Origin of the sequence: Dissulfurirhabdus thermomarina, assembly GCF_012979235.1 — a bacterium.
Classification (GTDB): Bacteria; Desulfobacterota; Dissulfuribacteria; order Dissulfuribacterales; family Dissulfurirhabdaceae; genus Dissulfurirhabdus; species Dissulfurirhabdus thermomarina.
In genome coordinates this window covers 126,979-148,731 of record NZ_JAATWC010000002.1, presented here as the reverse complement: position 1 = coordinate 148,731, position 21,753 = coordinate 126,979, and the positions used below count along the sequence as shown (strand labels likewise).

18 protein-coding genes and 1 tRNA gene are annotated in these 21,753 nt (G+C 70.9%); 13 read left to right on the top strand and 6 right to left on the bottom strand.

Annotated elements, in window-relative coordinates:
• The first annotated feature begins 118 nt into the window (after positions 1–118).
• Complete coding sequence (gene glgP / locus HCU62_RS04055; protein WP_163298079.1) at positions 119–2,695, top strand: alpha-glucan family phosphorylase; 2,577 nt, start codon at positions 119–121, stop codon at positions 2,693–2,695.
• A gap of 105 nt (positions 2,696–2,800) precedes the next feature.
• On the opposite strand, the gene adk is transcribed toward glgP, so the two are convergent.
• Positions 2,801–3,457 carry an adenylate kinase gene (gene adk / locus HCU62_RS04050; protein ID WP_163298078.1) on the bottom strand — a complete coding sequence of 219 codons (657 nt, stop codon included), beginning with the start codon at positions 3,455–3,457 and terminating at the stop codon, positions 2,801–2,803.
• A gap of 1,021 nt (positions 3,458–4,478) precedes the next feature.
• Between adk and HCU62_RS04045 the strand changes: the two genes are divergently transcribed.
• Both HCU62_RS04045 and HCU62_RS04040 read left to right on the top strand, forming a co-directional pair.
• On the top strand, positions 4,479–5,015 hold the full coding sequence (locus HCU62_RS04045) for a TRAP transporter small permease subunit (RefSeq protein ID WP_163298077.1): 537 nt from the start codon (positions 4,479–4,481) through the stop codon (positions 5,013–5,015).
• A complete protein-coding gene (locus HCU62_RS04040) occupies positions 5,015–6,334 on the top strand; it encodes a TRAP transporter large permease (RefSeq protein WP_163298076.1) in 1,320 nt (439 codons plus the stop codon). Before HCU62_RS04045 ends, HCU62_RS04040 begins: the two co-directional genes overlap by 1 nt.
• A gap of 31 nt (positions 6,335–6,365) precedes the next feature.
• Here HCU62_RS04040 and HCU62_RS04035 read toward each other — a convergent pair whose 3' ends face one another.
• On the bottom strand, positions 6,366–7,436 hold the full coding sequence (locus HCU62_RS04035) for a TRAP transporter substrate-binding protein (protein WP_163298075.1): 1,071 nt from the start codon (positions 7,434–7,436) through the stop codon (positions 6,366–6,368).
• Between the two features lie 220 nt (positions 7,437–7,656).
• Between HCU62_RS04035 and HCU62_RS04030 the strand changes: the two genes are divergently transcribed.
• Together HCU62_RS04030 and HCU62_RS04025 are read left to right on the top strand one after the other, a co-directional pair.
• On the top strand, positions 7,657–8,388 hold the full coding sequence (locus HCU62_RS04030; protein WP_163298074.1) for a TIGR04211 family SH3 domain-containing protein: 732 nt from the start codon (positions 7,657–7,659) through the stop codon (positions 8,386–8,388).
• A 32-nt stretch (positions 8,389–8,420) separates the two neighbouring features.
• Positions 8,421–10,067 (top strand): hypothetical protein, encoded by a 1,647-nt coding sequence (locus HCU62_RS04025; protein ID WP_220096318.1) that lies wholly within the window; start codon positions 8,421–8,423, stop codon positions 10,065–10,067.
• 6 nt (positions 10,068–10,073) lie between these two features.
• On the opposite strand, the gene HCU62_RS04020 is transcribed toward HCU62_RS04025, so the two are convergent.
• Positions 10,074–11,960: an ASKHA domain-containing protein gene (locus HCU62_RS04020; protein WP_163298790.1), complete on the bottom strand. Its 1,887-nt coding sequence runs from the start codon at positions 11,958–11,960 to the stop codon at positions 10,074–10,076.
• Positions 11,961–12,442: 482 nt separating this feature from the next.
• On the opposite strand from HCU62_RS04020, the gene HCU62_RS04015 reads away from it, so the two are divergent.
• Positions 12,443–13,420, top strand: a complete 978-nt coding sequence (locus HCU62_RS04015) for an NAD-dependent epimerase/dehydratase family protein (RefSeq protein WP_163298789.1) — start codon at positions 12,443–12,445, stop codon at positions 13,418–13,420.
• Here the strand turns inward: HCU62_RS04015 and HCU62_RS12525 are convergent.
• Positions 13,417–14,424 carry a hypothetical protein gene (locus HCU62_RS12525; RefSeq protein WP_169755450.1) on the bottom strand — a complete coding sequence of 336 codons (1,008 nt, stop codon included), beginning with the start codon at positions 14,422–14,424 and terminating at the stop codon, positions 13,417–13,419. The two genes, HCU62_RS04015 and HCU62_RS12525, sit on opposite strands and share 4 nt — an antisense overlap.
• Positions 14,425–14,862: 438 nt before the next feature.
• Here HCU62_RS12525 and HCU62_RS04005 point away from each other — a divergent pair, with 438 nt between their 5' ends.
• Positions 14,863–15,243, top strand: a complete 381-nt coding sequence (locus HCU62_RS04005) for a YkvA family protein (RefSeq protein ID WP_163298787.1) — start codon at positions 14,863–14,865, stop codon at positions 15,241–15,243.
• A 94-nt stretch (positions 15,244–15,337) separates the two neighbouring features.
• On the top strand, positions 15,338–15,832 hold the full coding sequence (locus tag HCU62_RS04000; protein WP_163298786.1) for an HAD family hydrolase: 495 nt from the start codon (positions 15,338–15,340) through the stop codon (positions 15,830–15,832).
• A gap of 21 nt (positions 15,833–15,853) precedes the next feature.
• Here HCU62_RS04000 and HCU62_RS03995 read toward each other — a convergent pair whose 3' ends face one another.
• Positions 15,854–16,372 (bottom strand): TlpA family protein disulfide reductase, encoded by a 519-nt coding sequence (locus tag HCU62_RS03995; protein WP_163298785.1) that lies wholly within the window; start codon positions 16,370–16,372, stop codon positions 15,854–15,856.
• A gap of 70 nt (positions 16,373–16,442) precedes the next feature.
• Entirely contained in the window at positions 16,443–17,174 is a 732-nt protein-coding gene (locus HCU62_RS03990; RefSeq protein ID WP_169755449.1) for a creatininase family protein, read from the bottom strand.
• A gap of 174 nt (positions 17,175–17,348) precedes the next feature.
• Between HCU62_RS03990 and HCU62_RS03985 the strand changes: the two genes are divergently transcribed.
• The 5 genes from HCU62_RS03985 (at position 17,349) to HCU62_RS03965 (ending at position 21,711) form a co-directional block, all read left to right on the top strand.
• Positions 17,349–17,424: transfer RNA gene (locus HCU62_RS03985), tRNA-Phe, on the top strand.
• A gap of 225 nt (positions 17,425–17,649) precedes the next feature.
• Positions 17,650–19,086 carry a TrkH family potassium uptake protein gene (locus HCU62_RS03980; protein ID WP_163298783.1) on the top strand — a complete coding sequence of 479 codons (1,437 nt, stop codon included), beginning with the start codon at positions 17,650–17,652 and terminating at the stop codon, positions 19,084–19,086.
• Complete coding sequence (locus tag HCU62_RS03975) at positions 19,083–19,763, top strand: potassium channel family protein (protein ID WP_163298782.1); 681 nt, start codon at positions 19,083–19,085, stop codon at positions 19,761–19,763. The genes HCU62_RS03980 and HCU62_RS03975 overlap by 4 nt, the downstream gene beginning before the upstream one ends.
• The gene (locus HCU62_RS03970; RefSeq protein WP_163298781.1) at positions 19,760–20,614 is read left to right on the top strand and encodes a c-type cytochrome; all 855 of its coding nucleotides are present in this window, start codon (positions 19,760–19,762) and stop codon (positions 20,612–20,614) included. The genes HCU62_RS03975 and HCU62_RS03970 overlap by 4 nt, the downstream gene beginning before the upstream one ends.
• Positions 20,615–20,667: 53 nt before the next feature.
• On the top strand, positions 20,668–21,711 hold the full coding sequence (locus tag HCU62_RS03965; RefSeq protein WP_169755448.1) for a cytochrome c peroxidase: 1,044 nt from the start codon (positions 20,668–20,670) through the stop codon (positions 21,709–21,711).
• Positions 21,712–21,753: the final 42 nt, after the last annotated feature.

Here is a 21,753-nt window from a genome sequence, read left to right as displayed (position 1 = left end):
CCGGCGCCCCCTCGGCGACCCCACGAACGGCTTGTGAAGAAACGCGAATTGGGTCACCATAGGGGCCTGGGGAACCGCGCGGAAGACCGCCCGGGCGCCCGCCCCACGGAGAGCCGCCATGCCCACCATCCAGACCGTCACCATCCTGCCGAGCCTGCCGGAACGGCTGGCCCCGCTCCTCACCCTGGCCCGCAACCTCTGGTGGACCTGGACCCCGCGGGCCATCCACCTCTTCCAGGACATGGACCGGGAGCTGTGGGAACGCTGCGGCCACAACCCGGTGGCCCTCCTGGGCAGCATCGAGCAGCCCAGGCTCGAGGCCCTGGAGCGGGACAAGATCTTCCTGGCCCGGATGAACGAGGTCCTGGAGGAACTCGACCGCTACCTGAACTTCCAGACCTGGTACGGGACCGCCTCGGAGGGCCGAGCCCAGGGCCGCATCGCCTACTTCTCGGCGGAATTCGGCCTGCACGAGAGCCTCCCCTTCTACTCCGGCGGCCTCGGGATCCTCGCCGGCGACCACATGAAGTCCGCCAGCGACCTCGGGCTCCCCATGGTGGGCGTGGGACTCCTCTACAAGCACGGCTACTTCCAGCAATACCTCAACCCCGACGGCTGGCAGCTCGAGACCTATCCCCTGAACGAGTTCGACAACATGCCGCTCACCCTGGTCCGGGACGAGGCCGGCGAGCCCCTCACCGTCTCCGTGGAGATCCTGGGCCGCGAGGTGAAGGCGCGGATCTGGTCCCTCGTGGTGGGCCGGGTCCCCATCTACCTGCTGGACACCGACGTCCCCACCAACACCCTGGCCGACCGCCAGATCACCTCGTTCCTCTACGGGGGGAGCCTCGAGACCCGCCTCCAGCAGGAGATGATCCTCGGCATCGGCGGGTTCCGGGCGCTTCGGGCCCTGGACCTCTGCCACACCGTCTGCCACATGAACGAGGGCCACTCGGCCTTCATGGCGGTGGAGCGGATCCGCTGCCTCGTCGAGGAACAGAAGCTGGACTTCGACGAGGCCCTGGAGGTGGTCCGGGCCACCAACATCTTCACCACCCACACCCCGGTCCCGGCGGGGATCGACCGCTTCCCTCCGGAACTCATGAAGCGCTACTTCGCCGGCATGGTGAAGCAGCTCGGGATCGGCATGGACGACTTCCTGGCCCTCGGCCGCATGAACCCCGCCGACCCGGCGGAACCCTTCTGCATGGCGGTGCTGGCCATCAAGACCGCCTCGCAGACCAACGGGGTCAGCAAGCTCCACGCCGAGGTCTCCCGTCGGATGTGGGCCGAGATCTGGCCCCGCATCCCGCGCCACGAGACCCCCATCACCCACGTCACCAACGGGGTCCACACCCTGGGCTGGCTCTCCAGCGAGATGGCCCGCCTCTACGAGCGCTACCTCGGCTCGCGCTGGATCGACGAGCCGGCCAACCACGCCGTCTGGGAACGGGTGGACCTCATCCCGGACTTCGAGCTCTGGCGCAGCCGGGAACGGCTCCGGGAGTGGCTCATCGCCTTCGCCCGCCGCCGCCTGGTCCAGCAGCTCAAGGCCAAGGGCGCCCCGGGCTACCAGCTCGACCAGGCCGAGGAGGTCCTCGACCCCGAGGCCCTCACCATCGGTTTCGCCCGGCGCTTTGCCACCTACAAGCGGGCCAACCTCATCTTCCGCGACCCGGAACGGCTCGCCGCCATCCTGAACCACAAGGACCGGCCGGTCCAGATCGTCTTCGCCGGCAAGGCCCATCCCAAGGACATGGAGGGGAAGGAGCTCATCCACCTGGTCATCCAGATGGCCAACCGGCCCGAGTTCCGCAACCGCCTCGTCTTCATCGAGAACTACGACATCGAGGTGGCCCGGAACCTCGTCCAGGGGGTGGACGTCTGGCTGAACACCCCCCGCCGGCCCAACGAGGCCAGCGGCACCAGCGGTATGAAGGTGGTGGCCAACGGCGGGCTCAACCTCAGCATCCTGGACGGCTGGTGGGTGGAAGGCTACCAGGGCGACAACGGCTGGGCCATCGGGGCCGGCGAGGAATACGACGACCACAACTACCAGGACGACGTGGAGAGCCGGCTCCTCTACGAACTCCTCGAGAACACCGTGGTCCCCATGTTCTACACGCGCAACTCCCAGAACATCCCCGTGGAATGGGTGGCCACCATCCGGAACTCCATCAAGAGCATCGCCCCTTTCTTCAACACGAACCGGATGGTGGAGGAATACGCCAACAGCGCCTATCTCCCCAAGATCGACACCTGGCACAACCTGGAAAAGGAACAGTGGCGGGAGGCCAAGGAGATCTGCACCTGGAAGAAGGCGGTCCAGCAGAAGTGGAGCGGGGTCTCCATCACCGACGTCCAGCTCCCCATGGAGGGGACCCCCAAGGTGGGCGACCGGCTGCCCATCCGCGCCGCGGTGGAGATGGACGGCCTCTCCCCGGAAGAGGTCCGGGTGGAGGCCTACATCGGCCGCCTCGACGCGGAGGGCAACATCCCGGAGGGCCACGCCCTGCCCCTCCTCTACACGGGGGAGCGAAGCGAGCGGGGCCACCTCTACCAGGGCCACCTCCTGTGCCTCTCCAGCGGCCGGATCGGCCTCACCCTCCGGTGCTACCCCTACCGGAAGGGTCTCTCCCACAAGTTCGAGCTGGGGCTGCTGACCTGGTGGGACGTGGGGGAGGCGGCGGAGTAGGGAGACGGCGGAACGCCGCCGGGGACAAGCAAGGGAGACGACGGAGCCCGGGGGAAGACCCCCGGGCCCCGTCTCTTCGGCACGGCGGGACGCCGTCCGGGCGGATCAGGCGCCGATGGCGGCGAAGATCCGGTCGCGGATCTCCTCCACCTTCCCGATGCCGTCGATCCGGACGTACTTCGGGGCCTTCGGGTCGCCGGAGGCCTCCCACTTCTTGTAGTAGTCCACCAGGGGCTCGGTCTGGGCGTGGTAGACCTCGAGGCGCTTGCGGACGGTCTCTTCCTTGTCGTCGTCGCGCTGGATGAGGGGCTCGCCCGTGACGTCGTCCTTGCCCTCGACCTTGGGCGGGTTGAAGACCACGTGGTAGGTCCGGCCAGAGGGGAGATGCACCCGGCGCCCGCTCATCCGCTTGATGATCTCCTCGTCGGGCACGGCGATCTCCACCACGTAGTCGATGTCCACGCCGGCCTCCTTCATGGCCTCGGCCTGGGGGATGGTCCGGGGAAAGCCGTCGAAGAGGAAGCCCTTCTGGCAGTCGGGCTGGGTGATGCGCTCCTTGACGAGGCCGATGATGACCTCGTCGGGGACGAGGGCCCCGGAATCCATGTACTTCTTGGCCTCGAGGCCGAGCTCGGTGCCGGCCTTCACGGCGGCCCGGAGCATGTCACCGGTGGAGATCTGCGGAATGCCCAGCTTCTGGATGATGAAATTGGCCTGGGTGCCTTTTCCGGCCCCGGGCCCGCCCAACAGGATCAAACGCATGGCAAAGTCCTCCCTTCGAAGTGCGAGATGTAGGTTGGGGTATATATAGGGCACCGGAAGCAAAACGGCAAATATGATGGCGTCGCAAAAAAGTCGTGGGCGGCGGCGCTCTTCGGATGCCCTCGTCATTGCGGCGCAGCTCAAGTACGCCTCGTTCCTCGATATCCCCGCGCCCTGCATCTGGCGATCTTTGCTGGGCCATCCACTCGGAGGCCTTTTTGCGAGGAGATCAGCATCGCCGGGGAATCAGAACATCGCTCCAGGCTCTCCGGAAAAATGGATTGCTCCCGGCCCATCGCCGCCCCCCGCCCTCTGTGGAGCCGAAGGCGTCGATGGCGGGGCCGGAAAGAGCGCGACGAACTGTCCGAGCCCCGCGAAGCGGGGCGAGTTCTCGTCGCGCCCGGCCCCGCCGAGACGCCGAGGGAACCCCGCCCCGTCCCCCGCCCCGCCGTTGGCGGGACGGGGCGGGGCTCCACAGTGGGCTGCCCTTTCTTTTGGTTACTTTTCTTTGGGCACGCAAAGAAAAGTAACGCCCGCCGCAGGCGACGGCGGCACCGCGCCGCCGCCGGAACGCCGGATTTGCCTCCTGTCCCGTGCAAAACGCCGCAGCGTATCATGACGCGAGGGTCGCGCCCAGCATCTGGCGATCTTTGCTGGGCCATCCACTCGGAGGCCTTTTTGCGAGGCCATCAACATTCCGGACAGGCGCCGAAAAGGAAGCTGCCGCATTCCATTTCCGGCCGGTGCCCCCGACTGCTTGCACCACCGCCCCCGGGGCGCTAACCTGCGATCCGCGGCGGCCTCGAGATGCATTGGACCGAGTCGCCTGGAATTTCAGGCCATGGGCGGACATAATCCCCTGTGGCGAATTCATCCCGCCGCCCTTCGGGGCGCCCGATGACAGGCCATCTGCTGCGTTGGCAACTCGTCGATATACTTCAGGTATCATCGACATCGTCGCCGCCTTGCATCCGGCCCGTTCTCGAACGCCCACGGATCCAAATGGTGGCGCCTGATCGCCATGACCCGCTTGCCCGAAAAGATCGCCCGCGCCGCGGACGCCTTGAACGACGCCGTGGGCCGGGCCGCCTCGTGGCTCTCCCTGGCCCTGGTGGTGCTGGTGACCGTGGACGTGGCGCTCCGCTACCTCTTCCGGGTGAGCTTCGTGGCCGCCCAGGAACTGGAATGGCACCTCTTCGCCGTCCTCTTCCTCCTCGGCGCCGGCTACACCCTCCGGCATGACGCCCACGTCCGGGTGGACGTCTTCTACCAGCGCTTCGGCCCCCGCACCCGGGCCCTGGTGAACCTCCTCGGCTGCCTCTTCTTCCTGTTCCCCGGCTGCTTCCTGGTCATCAAGACCTCGTGGCCCTTCGTGGCCGCCTCGTGGCGCGCCCTCGAGGGGTCGCCGGACCCGGGGGGCCTCCCCTACCGCTTCGCCTTGAAGGCCATGATCCCCCTCGCCTTCGTGCTGCTCGCCCTCCAGGGCGTCTCCCTGGCCGTGAGGAGCGCCGCGGCCCTGGCGGGCCGGCGGGCCGGCGAACCCGAGGAGCCCCGCTGATGGAGTACCTTGCGATCTGGATGTTCGTGGTGATGACCGCCCTCCTGCTCCTGGGCTTCCCGGTGGCCTTCACCCTGCTCGGCACCTCCCTCTTCTTCGGCCTCCTGGGCTTCGGCTGGAGCTTCTTCGATCTGCTCCCCCTCCGGGTCTGGGGCGTCATGACCAACTTCACCCTGGTGGCGGTGCCGCTGTTCGTCTTCATGGGGGTGATGCTGGAACGGGCCGGGATCGCCGGCGAGCTCCTCGAGGCCATGGCCCTCCTCTTCGGGCGCATCCGCGGGGGGCTCGCGGTGACCGTGGTGGTGGTGGGGGCCCTCCTCGGGGCCTCCACGGGCATCGTCGGGGCCACCGTGGTCACCATGGGGCTGCTCGCCCTGCCCACCATGCTCAAGCACCGCTACCAGCACGAACTGGCTACCGGGACCGTGGCGGCCGCCGGCACCCTGGGCCAGATCATCCCGCCGAGCATCATCCTGGTGCTCCTCGGCGACGTGATCGGCGTCTCGGTGGGGGATCTCTTCGTGGGGGCGCTGCTGCCGGGCCTCCTCCTGGTGGGGCTCTACATGGCCTACATCCTGGTCCAGGCCTGGCGCCACCCGGAACGGGCCCCGGCCGTGGACCGGCGGGAGGCGGACATCCCTGAGGGGACCTCGCTGCCGCGCCTCGTGGCCCGGGCCCTCGTCCCCCCGATGGTCCTCATCGTGGCGGTGCTCGGCTCCATCTTCGCCGGCATCGCCTCGCCCACCGAGGCCGCGGGGCTCGGGGCCTCCGGCGCCACCCTGCTCTGCATGGCCCGGGGCCGGTTCGACCGGCGCATCCTCCGGGAGGTCATGGCGGCCACCACCCAGCTCACCAGCATGGTCTTCATCATCCTGGTGGGGGCGGCGGCCTTCGGGCTGGTCTTCCGCGGCCTCGGGGGCCCCGCGCTCATCCGGGAGTTCATCTTCGCCCTGCCACTGGGGCGGTGGGGGATCCTGGCCCTGGTGATGGGGCTGATCTTCGTGGTGGGCTTCTTTCTTGATTTTATCGAAATAACTTTTATTTATGTGCCAATCCTCACACCGATTCTCCACGCCCTCCACTTCGACCCCGTCTGGTTCGCGGTGCTCTTCGCCATGAACCTCCAGACCTCCTTCCTCACGCCGCCCTTCGGCTTCTCCCTCTTCTACCTCAAGGGCGTGGCCCCTCCGGGGGTCTCCACCCTCTCCATCTACCGGGGCATCGTCCCCTTCGTGGCCCTGCAACTGGCGGCCCTGGCCATCGTGGTCCTGGTGCCGGGCCTGGCCACCTGGCTGCCGGGGGTGGTGGCCGCCCGGTGAGGCGGGCGGAGGCCCCGCGCGGAAGGGCCGCCTAGAGCAGCGACCGGTAGTAGGCCCCCTCGGACAGCTCTTCCCAGGCCCGCCACCGCCGGCGGAAGGCCGTGAAGGCGGCGTGCACCTTCCGGGTCACCGGATTCTTGCCCGCCTCTTCCTCCAGAGTCTCGTTCGAGAGCTTCCGAAGGGCCTCGAGGAGATCGGCCGGGAAGGTCCGCACCGCGACCTTGCCCTCCTTCCGGATGGCGGCCAGGGCCTCGGCGTTCCGGGCCTCGAACTCGGCAAGCATGCGGAGGTTCGCCTCGGCGGCGGCGGCATCCACCGCGGCCTTCATGTCCGCAGGCAAGGCCTCGTAGGCGGGCCGGTGCACGATGAGCTCCAGGGTACTCCCGGGCTCGTGCCAGCCAGGCCCGTAGTAGTACTTGGCGATCCGGTGGAAGCCCATCCGCATGTCGTGGTAGGGCCCGACCCACTCGGTGGCGTCGATGACCCCCCGCTCCAGGGAGGTGTAGATCTCGCCGCCGGGCAGGAGAACCACCGTGCCGCCCGCCCGGGCGAAGACCCGGCCGCCCAGGCCCGGGATCCGCATCTTGAGCCCCTTGAAGTCGGCCAGCCGGCGGATCTCGCGGTTGAACCAGCCCCCCATCTGGACGCCGGTGTTCCCGCAGGGCCGGGGCACGAGGTTGTAGGGCGCATAGACCTTCTCCCACAGCTCGAGGCCCCCGCCTTCGTAGAGCCAGGTGTTCATGCCCTGGCCGTTCAGCCCGAAGGGGACGGAGGTGAACCACTGGAAGGCCGGCTCCTTGCCGGCCCAGTAGTAGGCGGCCCCGTGCCCGCACTGCACCGTGCCCTGGGAGACGGCGTCGAAGACCTCGAGGGGCGGGATGAGCTCGCCCCCGGCGAAGACCTGGATGGTGAGCCGCCCGCCGGTGAGTTCCGAGACCCGGCGGGCGAAGCCCTCTGCCCCGGTCTGGAGGATGGGCATCCCCGGGGGCCAGGCGGTCACCATCCGCCAGAGGCGGCGGCCCCCGGCATGCACCGCGGGTGCGGCCCCGGCGGCCGCGACCGCCGCCGCACCGGCCGTCTTGAGAAAGGTTCGGCGATCCATGGGTTCCTCCTTGTCGCACGGAGATGACCCGGCCGGACCCGGACCGGGCCTCGGCGGCACCATAACTCCGGCACCCGCGCCTGACAATTTTGACGGCGTCGTCACGCGGCGGGGACGGGCGCGGCCCCCCTGGCGCCTTGCGCCCTCGGGGCCTCGTGCCCTAAAATAGCCGGTGTTCCGCCACCCCAACCCGCCAGCCTGGTACAAGGGAGCATACGCCATGGGTCCATCCCCCTCCTTCCGCCGCCGATCCGCCGTCCCCGTGGACCTGGTGCTGATCGTCCTCCTGGCCGCGTCCCTGGCGGCCGCCGCCCTGCCCGGCGCGGCCGCCGCCGAGCCCACGGAGGCCAACGCCACCACCCGCCACTACGTGGCCCCCGCCATCGAGGTCCCCCTCCGGACGGGCCAGGACACCACCTACCGGATCATCGCCCTGGTCCCCAACGGGACGCCGGTGGAGGTCCTGGAAGAAGGGGACAAGTGGGTCCGGGTGCGGCTGCCCAGCGGGAAGGAAGGCTGGATGCCCAGCCGCTTCGTCACCACGGAGCGCCCCCTGAGGGATGTCCTGACCGAGGTCGAGAGAGAGCGGGACCGCCTCGGCCGGCGGCTCAAGGAAGAAAGGACCCTGAACGCCGCCCTCAAGGAGGAGCTGGCCAAGGCCCGAAAGGCCCTCGCCGAGGCCGAAAAGGCCCGCGACCAGGCCCAAAAGGCCTACAAGACCCTCGCCGAGGACGCCAAGGACGTGGTGGCGCTCAAGAACGCCTACGACGAAAGCCAGTCGGAGGTCCAAAAGCTCCGCCAGCGGGTGGCCATCCTCGAGCAGAAGAACCAACAGCTCGAGCGGGACCGGTTCGTGAGCTACTTCCTCGCGGGCGGAGGCGTCCTCCTGGTGGGATGGCTCCTCGGTGCCCTGGGAGGCCGCCGGAAGCGCCGGAGCCGCCTGGAGCTGTGACCCGGCCCGCCGCCGGCCCGAACCCGAAGACCGTGCAGGACGCCGACCTCCCACCCACCTGCGTGCACCCGGACGGGGTCTTCCGGTGCGGGCACCACCGCCCCTCCTTCCGGGCGGCCAACCTGCGCGGGACCTCGGCCCCCCTGGTGCTCGGGCACCTGCCGGGCGGCGTTGAGATCCGCAACGACGCCAACTTCCCGGAGGGCGACCTGGAACTGGCCGAGACGGAGGGGGTCTTCGAGGTCCCCAATCCCTTCCCCTTCTGGGGGGCCACCTACATCCTGCAGGCCCCGGCCGACCGCCTGGCCGAGGCCCCGGCCGCCTTCCGCCTGCGGGACGAGCCACCCCCGGATCCCCCGCCCGCCCGGGGCCTCCTCCGGGATCTCCTCGGCCCCGGCCTCGAAGGGCCGGGCGGGCGCCGCTACGGTCTGGCGGACCTCCCCCGCACCCTCAAGCTGGCCCTGGCCCAGACCTCGGACGACCCGGAGCTGCTGGCGGCGCTGGCGGCGCTCGCCTGCGAACTCGAGCCCGGCGGCGGCATCGGTTTCCGGCCGGGTCCGTCGGGCGAGCCCCGGCCCCTGGTCCACGACCACGACCTCTTCGAGGTGGTCCTCAACAACCCCGCCCTCCCCGACGCGATCAAGCGCGCCATGGCCCTCAACCCCGGGGTCCAGGGCCGGAACCCCGTGGTGGGGGAATACCTCGACCCCGGCGTCACCCACGTCTGGGAATACCTGAGGGCCAACAGCTACATCCCCTGGGGCCACTACGCCTCGAACATGGCCCAGGACGCCGTCCGCTACCGCCTCGGGGACCTCTCCCCCCGGGACATGGCCGGCCTCCGCCACCTCTACTACCAGCGGACCTTCGTCCAGATGGCCATCGAGCTCGGGCTCGAGGTACCGGGCCGGGGACGCCGGCTCTCCACGGACGAGTTGGAAGACCTGCGCCGGAGGGTCCTCGACGAGGTCCACCGCCGGCGCGAGGGCGGCAGTCCCCTTCCCTTCACGGCCACCATGTGGGGATGGAACTTCGGCTTCGACTTCTCTCCCTCCGGCTACCGGCTCAACGCCACCCACCAGCAGATCCACCAGCAGTTCGCCCTGGTGCGGCCCACCGTCCAGGCGGCCGGCGGCGGAGGGGAGACGCCCAGCTACGCCGTGGGGGACCAGGTGGCGGCCTTCGCCCGCCGGTACCGGCGGGCCGCCGGGCGGGACTTCTTCGACGCCTACATTGCGGCCATCCGCGGCAACACCCGCCTCGACGGCCGCCGCGGCGGCCCCGCGGACCTCGTGATCCACGAGGCGGACGGCGTCCTCCTCCACGTGCCCAAGGCCCAGCGCTCGCAGGGGGAGATCCAGGTGCTCGCCGCCGAGCCGGTGGGCAACGTCCTCGAGGCCGGCACCCGGTTCCGGGCCGCCCTCGACCGGGCCCTCTGGCTCGCCATGCGGGTGCTCGACCGCCTCGGCGCCCGGATGATCACCGTGTACGAAGTCTCGAAACGCTTCGACGAGGCGGGGACCGACCAGCGGCTCTTCTACTGCTTCCTGCCCCGCCACCCCCAATCGCCCGGCGCCTTCAGCGAATGGCAGCAGCGGTGGGTCACCGGGCACTACCCGGAAGACTACGCCGAGGCCTGCCGCCGCCACGCGGCGGGGCTCCTCGCCGACCTCCGGTAGCCGCCCTCAGGCCGCCCCGCCCCCGACGCTGGGAAAGAGCGCGGCGTCCGTGTGGGGCAGGAAGAGCGACGACATGTAGTGCTGCATGAACTGCGGGTTGTCGCTGAGGTCGAAGTGGGTCATCATCTGGGCCACGCGGTGCTGCTCCGCCGCCGCCTCCCGCGAGACCGCCGCCGACCGGGCCCCGAGCAGGGAGGCATTCCCGGCGAAGAAGAACCGCTCCCGCGGGATGTCGGGCAAGAGACCGATGGTGATCGCCTGTTCCAGGTCGAGGTAGCTGCCGAAGTTGCCGGCGAGCACCACCCGGTCGAGGTCCTCGAAGGTCATCCCCACGGACTCGAGCAGGGTGAGGTAGCCGGCGAACATGGCCCCCTTGGCCCGGATGAGGTTCTCGATGTCCACCTCGGTGAAGACGATGTCCTCGCCCGTGGCCGTGGCCTCCGCCTCCACCACCACGTACTCCCATCCGTCCCGCCCCTCGCGGATCCGGGGGGTGGCCAGGTCGCGCCGGAACTTCCCCTGGGGATCCACGGCCCCGGAGGTGAAGAGCCCGGCCAGGAGCGAGATGATCCCGGAGCCGCAGATCCCCTTGGCCCGCCGCCCGCCGATGGTGAGCACCATGGGCTCGTGGGTCTCGGGGTGCACGTGGACCAGCTCCACCGCCCCGGTGGTGGCCCGCATGCCGTGGCGGATCCCCCCGCCCTCGAAGGCCGGGCCGGCGGAGCAGGCCGCGCAGGCCATCCAGTCGCGGTTGCCCAGCACGATCTCCCCGTTGGTCCCGATGTCGATGAAGAGGGTGAGGGCCTCCTCACGCTGGAGCCCGACCCCCACCACCCCGGCCACGATGTCGCCGCCCACGTAGCTGGCGACGCACGGGGCGAGGTAGACCCGGACGTGGGGCGCCACGTGCAGGCCGATGTCCCTCCCCCGAAAGGCCGGGAAGTGGTTCGCCACCGGGGTGTAGGGCTTCATGCGGAGATGGCGCGGGTCGAGCCCGAGGAGGAAGTGGGTCATGACGGAATTGGCGCCCACGGTGATGAGGGAGAGACGGTCGGGGGAGAGCTCAGCCTGTTGGAAGAGCTCGCGGACGAGGCCGTTCAGACGCTCCACCACCTTCCGCTGGAGCACGGCCAGCCCGTCCCCCTTCCGGGCGAACTCCATGCGGGAGATCACGTCCTCGCCGTAGCTCACCTGGGGGTTGTAGTCGGAGACCTCGGCCAGAACGGCACCGGTGGCAAGGTCCACCAGCTCGGCCGAGACGGTGGTGGTGCCGATGTCCACGGCCACCGCGGCGTGGGCGCCCGTGGTGTCGCCGGCCTCCACCCGGATGAGCCGGGGCGGCGCCGGGACGCCGAGATGCCCACGGAGGCTCACGGTCACCCGCCAGTCGTCGGCGCGGAGGGTCTCGGCGAGGGTGTAGAGGACCGGAGGGTCCACCTCGAGGGCCACGTCGGCCAGCTCTCCCTGGGCCAACTCGCGGCGGAGCCGGTAGAGGTCGCTCACGTTGTCCTGGGGCGTCGGCGCGGGGAGGGTGAGGAAGGTCTTCTGGACCAGGGGGGCCACCGGCCACTCGGCCCGCCCTTCGCCGGCCTGGATCCACGCGGCGGCCCGCCGCGGCCGGGCCAGCGCCCGCCGGTCCATCTCCGACTCCACCGGGATCCGCACCTGGACGTCGCCGGCGGGGACGGTGGCGCAGGCCTTCCAGCCCCCGTCGGGGAGCCTTTCGCCCCGGGCCTCGCCGGCCTCGAGGAGCACCTTGCACTTGTTGCACACGCCGGCGCCCCCGCAGGAGGCATTGACGTGGAGACCGGCCAGCATGGCGGCCCGCAGGAGGTTCTCCCCCGGCGGGACATCGACTTCGACCCCGGATGGCAGGAACGTCACCTTCGGCATGTCGGCCCCCCTCGCCCGCCCCGTTCCAGCGGCTTCCCATGTGGATACGGCCGCCGGCCCCGGGCGGGCCCGCCCGGCGGCGGCCGACCCGAGGATATTAGCAAAAAGGGAAAGGCCGCGTCCAGTGCCCCCGGCCGGACCGGCCGGGGCCCTTTGCCCCCGGCCCGTTCCGTGCTAGCATGCCCGCCTGAGACCTTCCTGGATCCGTGGCGGCTTCGAGATGCACTGGACCCGTCGCCTCGAGCTTCAGGTCATGGGCGAGGCATGCCCCCCGCGGTGACGCCCTCGTAAAAGGTCCTCTGCACGGATGGCCGAGCGAGAATCGCCAAAGACAAGGCACGGCCATCGCGAGGAATGAGGCGTCACTGAAAACTCTGCGGAGGAGCGAGGAGCTTGGAACACCACCGTTATCGGCGATTCTCGCGACGCCATCCGTTCTTGAACGCCCACGGACCCAGGAGCCCTGGCAGGAGGCCGTCGAGATGAAGATCCTCGTGACCGGCGGGGCCGGGTTCATCGGCTCCAACGTGGTGGACGCCTACATCGAGGCCGGCCACGACGTGGTGGTGGTGGACGACCTCTCCTCCGGCCGCCCGGAAAACCTCCACCCCGCGGCCCGCTTCCACCGCGCCGACATCCGGGACGATGGGATCCGGCGCCTCTTCGAGCAGGAGCGCCCCGACGTCCTCAACCACCACGCCGCCCAGATCTCCGTGCCGGACTCCGTCCGGGATCCCCGCCGCGATGCCGCCGTCAACGTGGACGGCTTCCTGAACCTCATGGAGGCGGCCCGCCGCACCGGCGTCCGGAAGGTGATCTTCATCTCGTCCGGCGGCGCCATCTACGGCGAAGCCCAGGAGTACCCCACCTCGGAGGCGGCGCCGCCGCAGCCCGTCTCGCCCTATGCCATCACCAAGGCGGTGGCCGAGCAGTACCTCGCCTTCTACCGCGCCCAGCACGGCCTGGACTACACCGTCCTCCGCTACAGCAACGTCTACGGCCCCCGCCAGGTCCCCCACGGGGAGGCGGGAGTGGTGGCCATCTTCATGGACAACCTGGCGGCGGGCCGGCCCTCCACCCTCTACCACTTCCCCGGCGAACCCGACGGGATGGTGCGAGATTACTGCTACGTGGGCGACGTGGCCGAGGCCAACCTCAAGGCCCTCTCCGTGGGCGGGGGCGCGGCCTTCAACATCGCCACCGGCGTAGGGACCCGGACCCGGCAGCTCTACGAGACCCTCTTCGACCTGGCCGCCGGCCTCATCCCCGGCCTCGATCCGGCGCTCCGGCGCCTCGAGACCGCCCCGGCCCGGCCCGGCGACATCCGCCGCAGCTGCCTGCGCATCGAAAAGGCCCGGGACGGCCTCGGGTGGCAGCCCCGGACCGGGCTCGCGGAAGGCCTCGAAAAGACGCTGAAGTGGCGGCTGAGCGGGGCGGCCGCGGCGGGATCGGCCCCCTAGACCAGGAAGAACGACCAGCCGTCCGCCGCCCCACGGGCCTCGTCCGGGGGCGCCCCGGCGGCCCGCCGGAAGAGATCTTCCAGGCGGCGGCCGGGAAACCCGGTGAGGACGAGCCTCGGGCACGCCGGGTCCGGCGGCCCGCCGCCGTTCCAGCGGGCCTCGATCTCCTCGATCCGCGCCGCCGCCGATCCGCCGGGGCCGAGGGCCCGGACACCGGCCTCCCGGGCCAAATCCGCCAGCGCGGCCGCCATCGCCGCGGCCTCCCCCGGGGGCTCGTCCAGCCGGAGGACGGCGAGGTCGCGGGCCACGCCGCCCGTCCGCTCCGCCTCGTGCAACCGCTCCAGCTCGTCCTTCACCGCGGCCCCGCATCCCACGGGGCAGGCCGCCGGCACCGCCGGCCGCCCCGCCGACCAGAGCCGGGCCCAGGCCTGGAGGCGGGGACCGGCGTGGGCGACGGGCGGCACCCCCCGGCCGGTGTCCCCCACCCAGGGAGACCGGACCTCCAGGGGCACCCCGTCGGCCCCCCGGAGGAGCGACTCGAGGCGGGCCCGGCGTCCTTCCAGGTCGATCAAATCGGCGTCCACGGCGTCCTCTTCCTCGTCCTGGACCTGGGCGAGCTGGAGGAGCCACCGGGCCGCCTCCAGGCCGCCGTCCGCCGCCGGCCCCTTGAGGGCCGCCAGGATGTCCTGGGGGGTCTCCTCACCGCCGCGCCCGGAAAGCCCCACGAGGGCCGAAAGGACCCGGCCCTCGCCGAGGCCGACCTCCCGGGCCCACGCCAGCGCCTCCCGGAGGCGGCGCTGGAAGTCGCCGAGCCCGGCCCCCAGGGGAAGGGGCGCCACCAAATCGACCCGCGCCCCCGGCACCCACGTCTCGTCGAGGCCCGGCGGCCGGACCTCCTCGGTGGGCTGGAGCAGGACGAGGCGGCGGAAGAGGCCGGAGAGGGGGGCGAGGAGGCGGCGGCGCGGGAAGGTGACGGGATAGATCAGGGCGTCCGGGACATTCATGGTTGATGGCCTCTTAAAAAGTCTTCTGAGTGGATGGCCAAGCAAAAATCGCCAGATGCAAGGCGCGAAGATGTCGGGGAATGAAGCGTACCCTACGGTACACCGCAATGACGAGAACATCCAAAGCAACGCCGCAGCCCGCGACTTTTTGCGACGCCGTCATGGTCGGCCTCTTTCTTGGAACCATTCCAGGCCGACGGACGGATGCGGATGCCGCCGCTGGCGGCCTCACTTTACGAATCTCCGCCGATCGGTTTTATTTCCGTTGAAACGGAAGGCGCACGACGACGAACGGGACGGCCCGGAACGGATCACCGAGTGCGCAACGCGGAGGCCCGGCGGCATCGATCCCGGCCGGGGCCCTGCGGCAGCCCCGGCGTCCTTGCGGGCGCCGTCGTGAACGAACCGCCGGAGATCTCGCCGAGGGAGGTGACCTCGATGCCCCCCGCATTCGACACGGAAGTGCTTCGCAGGGCCGCGAGGAGCATCCCCAAGTTCCTGGCCCTCCTGGTCAACCTGCTCCGGGACCCCAGGGTCTCGGCCGGTGACAAGGCCATCCTCGGAGCCACCGTGGCCTACCTCCTGAACCCGGTGGACCTCGTCCCGGACTGGATCCCCTTCCTCGGCATGGTGGACGACGTCTACCTGGTGGCCCTGGCCCTCCTCCGGCTCCTGGTCCGGACCGACGAGGCGGTCCTCCGGGAACACTGGCGGGGAGAGGGCGACATCGTCCGAAGCGCCCGGGAGATCGCCGAGCTGGCGATCCGCTTCCTCCCCGAGCGGATCCGCCACGCCTTGCTGGCCAAGGTGAACGCCTAGCGCGGCACCCGGCCAGCCCCCGTGCGGCATCCACCCCGCCCGCGGAGGGCGGGGTCGCATACAAGCTGCGTCACCACGCTGCAAGGAGGATTTCATGGCTGAAAGGCATATCGCGCTGGACCTGCCCTGCGGGGTCTTCTACGACCTCTCGAACCTCGTCCTGGACCTCAACGGGACCCTCACCGTGGACGGGCGGATGATCGAGGGCGTGCCCGACCGGCTGAAGCAACTCACCCAGATCCTGAACGTCCACATCCTCACCGCGGACACCAACCAGACCCTGGACCGGATCGCCCCGGAGCTGACGGGCCACATGGACATCACCCTGCACGCCCTGGAATCCGGCCGGGGCGACATCCAGAAGCTGGCCTACATCGAGCGGCTCGGCCGCGAAAAGACCGTGGCCATCGGCAACGGCTGCAACGACGCCCTCATGCTCCGGGAAGCGGCCTTCGGCATCTGCGTCATCGGCCCGGAGGGGGCCTCCACCAAGGCCATCCAGGCCAGCCGGGTGGTGTTCCTGAACATCCTCGACGCCCTGGACATCTTCCTGAAGCCCCACCGGATGATCGCCACCATGCGCAAGTAGGCCGCCCCCCCGGCCACCGGATCACCGCTCGGCCAGGACCCTCCGTATGTAGGGCTCGAGATCGCCCCGGGAGACCATGCCCTGGTACCGCAGCACGATGCGACCCTTCCGGTCCACAAGGAACGTCACCGGGATGGCGTAGATGTTCCCGTAGTCGCGGATGACGTCTTCGGTCCCGAGGAGGACCGGGTAGTTGATCTCGTACCCCGCCACGAAGCCCGGCAAGACGCGGACCGGGTTGGAATCCACCGAGATCCCCACCACCTCGAAGCCCCGGCCGGCGTAGGCCTTCTTGAGCTCCACGAAGTCCGGTATCTCCATGCGGCAGGGCGGGCAGAAGGTGGCGAAGAAGTTCAGCAGGACCACCTTGCCTCGAAAATCGGAGAGCCGAACCTCCTGGCCGGAGAGGTTCAGGAGCAGGAAATCCGGGGCCGGAGGCCGCGCGGCCGCCTCGGCGGCCGGACCGGGGCTCCAGACCCCCCACAGGATGCTCACCGCGACGACGACCGGCAACAGGATGCGCAGGCAGTGTTTTGTCATGAAGTTCCTCGCTGCAAGGCCGGCACCGGGGCCCGCGAGGGCATCGAACCGGCCGCTTGGATTTTTCGCTCTAGAGGTCTGAACCGGGGTCGGTCTTCTCGAGTCGCTCGATCACGGCGGCCAGCGCCTCGGCCTCGGCCTCGAGGATCCGGCGTCCCTTTTCCGGGGAGGCCTTGGAGGGGTCGCCCCAGACGCCGCCGGGCCAGTACCGGCGCTTGTCCCGGACCAGGAGGGGCCTCGGGAAGGAGGGATACTCCGCGGGGCTGGTGCCGTGGACGAGGGCCGGCCGGAGATGCTGCATGAGGGCCGTCTCCACCTCGCCGGCGTGGGAATCTCCCGGGGTCTCCACCAGCCCGTCCTCGAGCCCGGCCACGAGATCGAGGACGGAGAGGACGGCCACCCGGCTCTCTGGCAGGGTGGACAGGATCTCCTCCCCGGCATCCTCCAGGGCCGCCATGTGGGTCCCCCCGGCGTGGCCGGAGACGAGGACGAAGTTCCGGAGGCCCTGGGCATAGAGGCTCCCGGCGATCTCGACGGCCAGCCGCCGGACCGTCCCGAAGGACAGGGTGAGGGTCCCGGGGTGGCGGCGGGTGCTCCGGCACAGGCCGTACCAGACCGGCGGCGCCACCAGGGCCCGTCGCTTCTTCGCGGCGGCGGCGGCCAGCTCGGCCACGTGGAGGGTGTCGGTGCCCAGGGGGAGGTGCGCCCCGTGCTCTTCCACGGAGCCGAAGGGGACGATGACGGTCCGGGTGCGGCGAAGCTCGGCCTCGAAGGCCTCCATGGTGAGTTCTTCCATCCGCATGCACGGAATGTAACGGGGGCCGGAAACGGTGTCAAAGAGGGCGGCGCCGCAAGCCCCCTTCCGGCCGCGGCCTGCCCCTCGAACTGCCCGCCGCCGTGGCGGCCCGCGGCCTTCCGCCGCGCCGCCGATCCTTGACAAAGCCCGGACCCCCCATAATAATGGGGCCGCTTCGAGGCCGAGATAGCTCAGTTGGTAGAGCAGAGGACTGAAAATCCTCGTGTCGGCGGTTCGACTCCGTCTCTCGGCACCACCCAGAACGGCCCGGCCCCGGCTTCCCCGGGGCCGTCTTCGTTTCGGCGGGTTCATGCCGGCCAGGCGGGGGGACCCGCCGCCCGCGGGCCCGGTCTCCATCATCCCCCGGCACCTTGACCCGGGCCCGGAGCCGTCCTAGGCTCGTTCCCGGGGCCTGGAGCGGACGCCCGCGGCGGCCGCTGCTGCGCCACTTCATCCAGGAGCCGCCGAGAGTCCAGCGAACGTGCCCGGCCTCGCCGCCTACATCCCGCCCTTGGACCTCCGGGCCGTGGGGCACCATCTCGCGGCGGTGCTCCGGCTCCTGGGCCTCCTCCTGGCGGTCCCCGCCGCCGTGGCCGCGGCCGGCGGCGAATGGGAACCGGCGGCGCGCTTCGCCCTCCTGGCCGCCGGCACGTGGGGGGCCGGGTTCCTCGGCGGCCGCGGCCACGGCCCGGACCTGCCCCTCCGGGAGGCCCTGGTGGTCACGGCTCTGGCCTACGTGGCCGCCGGGCTGGCGGGCGCCCTGGCCTTCGTCCCGGCGGCCGGCTTCTGGGATGCCCTCTTCGAAGCCGTGAGCGGCTTCACCACCACCGGCCTCGGCATCCTCGACCCGGGGGCCCTGCCGCGCTCCCTCCTCTTTTTCCGCTCCTATGCCCAGTGGGTCGGCGGCGCCGGCATCATCGTCCTTTCCGTGGTGCTGCTCTTCGGGCCCGGCCAGGCGGCCTTCCGGCTCTACGGGGCGGAGTTCGGCGGGGAGAACCTGGTCGGGAGCGTCCGGGCCACGGGCCGCGTGGTCCTCGGCGCCTACGTGCTGCTGACGGCCGGCTGCTGCCTCCTCTACCTGGGCCTCGGGATGTCCCCCCTCGACGCGGTGCTCCACGCCTTCTCCACGATCTCCACCGGCGGCTTCTCCCCCGCCCGCGAGGGCCTTTCCGGGGCGGGCCCCGGCCTTTCGGCCGCGGTGACGGCGGCCATGTTCCTCGGTGCCGTGAGCTTCCCCCTCTACCACCGGGTACGGACCAAGGGGCTGCGGGCCGCGGCCCGGGACGTGGAACTCCGCTGGATGGCGGGGATCGCCGCCGCGGCCACCGCCGCCTTCCTGGCGCTCGGCGCCCCCGGGCTCCACGCGGCCGCCTTCCGGGCGGTGAGCGCCCTCTCCACCACCGGCTTCGCCCTCTCGGACCCCGCCGCCTGGGCGCCCCCGGAGAAGACCCTGGCCACGATCCTCATGCTGGTGGGCGGAAGCACTGGGTCCACCGCCGGCGGCATCAAGATCCTGCGGCTCGTCCTGGCACTCCGTGTGGTATCATGGGGTATGAAGCGGCTCCTCCTCCCGCCGGAGGCCAAGGTCCCCCTGGCCATCGGCGGCGTCCAGTTCTCCGAGACGGACATCCGGTCGGCCTTCGGCTTCCTGGCCCTGTACGCCCTCATCTTCACCGCCTCCACCCTCGTCCTCACCCTGTGGGGCTTTCCCGCGGGGGACGCGGCCTTCGAGTCCGCCTCGGCCCTGGGGACGGTGGGCCTCTCGGCGGGCGTCACGGGCCCGGGGCTCCCCCTCCCCGCCAAGGCCCTCCTGATATTCGACATGCTGGCGGGCCGGCTCGAGATCCTGCCCCTCCTCGTCCTCTTGGCCCCCTGGCACTGGCGGCCCCGGCGCCGCCCGGGAAGGACGCGGCCATGAAGGTCGTCATCACCGGCGTCGGGGACACGGGGCGCAACCTGGCGGACATGCTCGCCCGCGGGGACGACGTGGAACTGGTCCTGGTGGACAGCGACGAGAGGCTCTGCGAGCATCTTTCCGAGGAGCTGGACGCCCTGGTGCTCCACGGCGACGCCACCGACCCAAAGCTCCTCAAGGACGCGGGCCTTCCGGAGGCCGACGCCCTGGTCTGCGCCACCGGCACCGACGCCATCAACACGGTGATCGCCATGCTGGGCCACCGGATGGGAGTCGGGAAGATCGTGGTGAAGCTGAACGACGTGGGCCTCCGCGCCGCGTGCCAGGAGATCGGGGTCACCCGGGTGATCGCTCCCAAGATCGCCGCGGCGGCGGAGATCCTCTCGACGATACGGGGCCTCCATCGCCTCGATTTCTCCCTGGTGGCCAGGGGCGGGCTGCGGCTGGCCGAGCTGGACGCCGGCGCGGGCGCCGGCCGGCGGCTCGCGGACCTGGCCGTGCCCGGCGGCCTCCTGGTGGTGGCGGTCCTCCGGGGCGAGCAGATGATGGTACCCAGGGGCAAGACCCGCCTCGAGGCGGGGGACGTCCTCTTGACGCTGGCGGAAGACGAAAAGACCCTGGAGCGGTTCAGGGAACTCCTGCGGGAGGCCACCTCCCGAGAAAAGGAGGACGAGGCATGACATCCCACGGGCCCACCCCCCCGCCGCGGCGCCTCGGCCGGCGCGGCGCCCTCCTGCTGTCCGTCCTGCTCTTCGCGGCCCCGGCCGGCGCCGGCGAGGTCCTCCCCTTCCGCGCCCCGCCCGAGACGGAACGCCCCGCCGGCCCCGGCGCCGACCTCGTCCGCCTGGGGCGCCGCATCGCCACGCATACCCCGGCGGAACTGCCGGATCTCGGCGGCAACGCCCTCCGGTGCAGCAACTGCCACCTCAAGGCCGGGACGGTTCCCTACGCCGCGCCGTGGGTGGGAGCCCCGGCGCGGTACCCGCGCTACAGCGCCCGGAACGCCCGGCAGGTGGACCTTCGGGAACGCATCCAGGGGTGCTTCCAGCGCAGCCTGAACGGGAAGGCCCCGCGGAAGGACAGCCGGGCCATGGACGCCCTGGTGGCCTACATCCGCTGGCTGTCCAAGGACCTCCCGCCCGGCGCCACCGTGGAGGGCCGCGGCATGCCCATGCTGGACGAACCCGCCGTCCCGGACCGGCGCCGGGGCGCCCGCCTCTACCTGGACCGCTGCGCCGTCTGCCACGGGGAGGACGGGGCCGGTCGGCTCGACCAGAAGCCGCCCCGCTACCCCTACGGCTTCCCGCCGCTCTGGGGACCGCGCTCCTTCAACATCGCGGCGGGCATGGCGCGGCTCCACAAGGCCGCGGCCTTCATCCAGCGGAACATGCCGCTCGCCGCCGGCGGGACCCTCACCGTCCAGGAGGCCTACGACATCGCCGACTTCGTCATCCACCAGCCCCGGCCCGACTTTCCCGGCAAGGAACGGGATTGGCCCAAGGGAGGAAAACCCGAGGACGCCCGGTATTGACCGCCGGCCGACCTCGCCCCGCCGGCCGACGCCGGCCCCACCGGAGGTTCACCGTGAAGCACCGCCTCGCCGCCCTCCTCCTGGCCCTCGGCTGGTCCTGTGCCCTCCTTCCGGCCTTCGCCGCCGACCCGCTCCTCGAGCGGGCCCGCCTCCACTTCGACCCCCTGCCGGACCACCCGCCCGACCGGCCCGCCAACCCCGTGACCCCCGAGAAGGTCCGCCTGGGAAAGACCCTCTTCTTCGACCCCCGCATCTCCCGGAGCCAGGCGGTGAGCTGCCACACCTGCCACAACCTCTCCCTGTGGGGCGTGGACCGCCAGGAGACATCCATCGGCCACGCCTGGCAGCGGGGCCCCAGAAACGCCCCCACCGTGCTGAACGCCGTCTTCAACCTGGCCCAGTTCTGGGACGGCCGGGCCCGGGATCTCGCCGAGCAGGCGGGCGTTCCCATCCAGTCGCCCCTGGAGATGGCGGCCTCGAAGGCCTACGTGGTCCAGGTCCTCTCGAGCATGCCGGGCTACCTCCGCCTCTTCCGGGAGGCCTTCCCCGGGGAAGCCGACCCCGTCACCTTCCGGAACGCCACCCTCGCCATCGAGGCCTTCGAGGCCACGCTCCTGACCCCCGGCGCCCCCTTCGACCGTTTTCTCCAGGGCGACCCGGACGCCCTCACCCCGGAGCAGCGCAAGGGGCTCGCCCTCTTCATGGACAAGGGATGCGCGGCCTGCCACATGAGCCTGAACGTGGGCGGCAACGGCTACTACCAGTTCGGGGTGGCCGACGCTCCGCCCGCCGGCGTCTGTCCCTCCACGGACCCGGGCCGCGAGGCCGTCGTGGAGACCATCACCTGCGAGTTCGTCTTCAAGGCCCCGTCCCTGCGCAACGTGGCCATGACCCCGCCCTACTTCCACTCCGGAAAGGTGTGGGACCTGCACACGGCCGTGGCCATCATGGGATCGGCACAGCTGGGTCTCCGCCTTGCGCCCGGCGAGGTCACCCTGGTCACCCGCTTCCTCGAATCCCTCACCGGCCGCCCGCCGGTGGTGACCCTGCCGGAACTGCCGCCGGCCACAGACCGGACGCCGCCCCCCGCCCCATGATCCCCGGTTTCCCGGCACGGTTCCGGGGGCTATAGTAGGGGG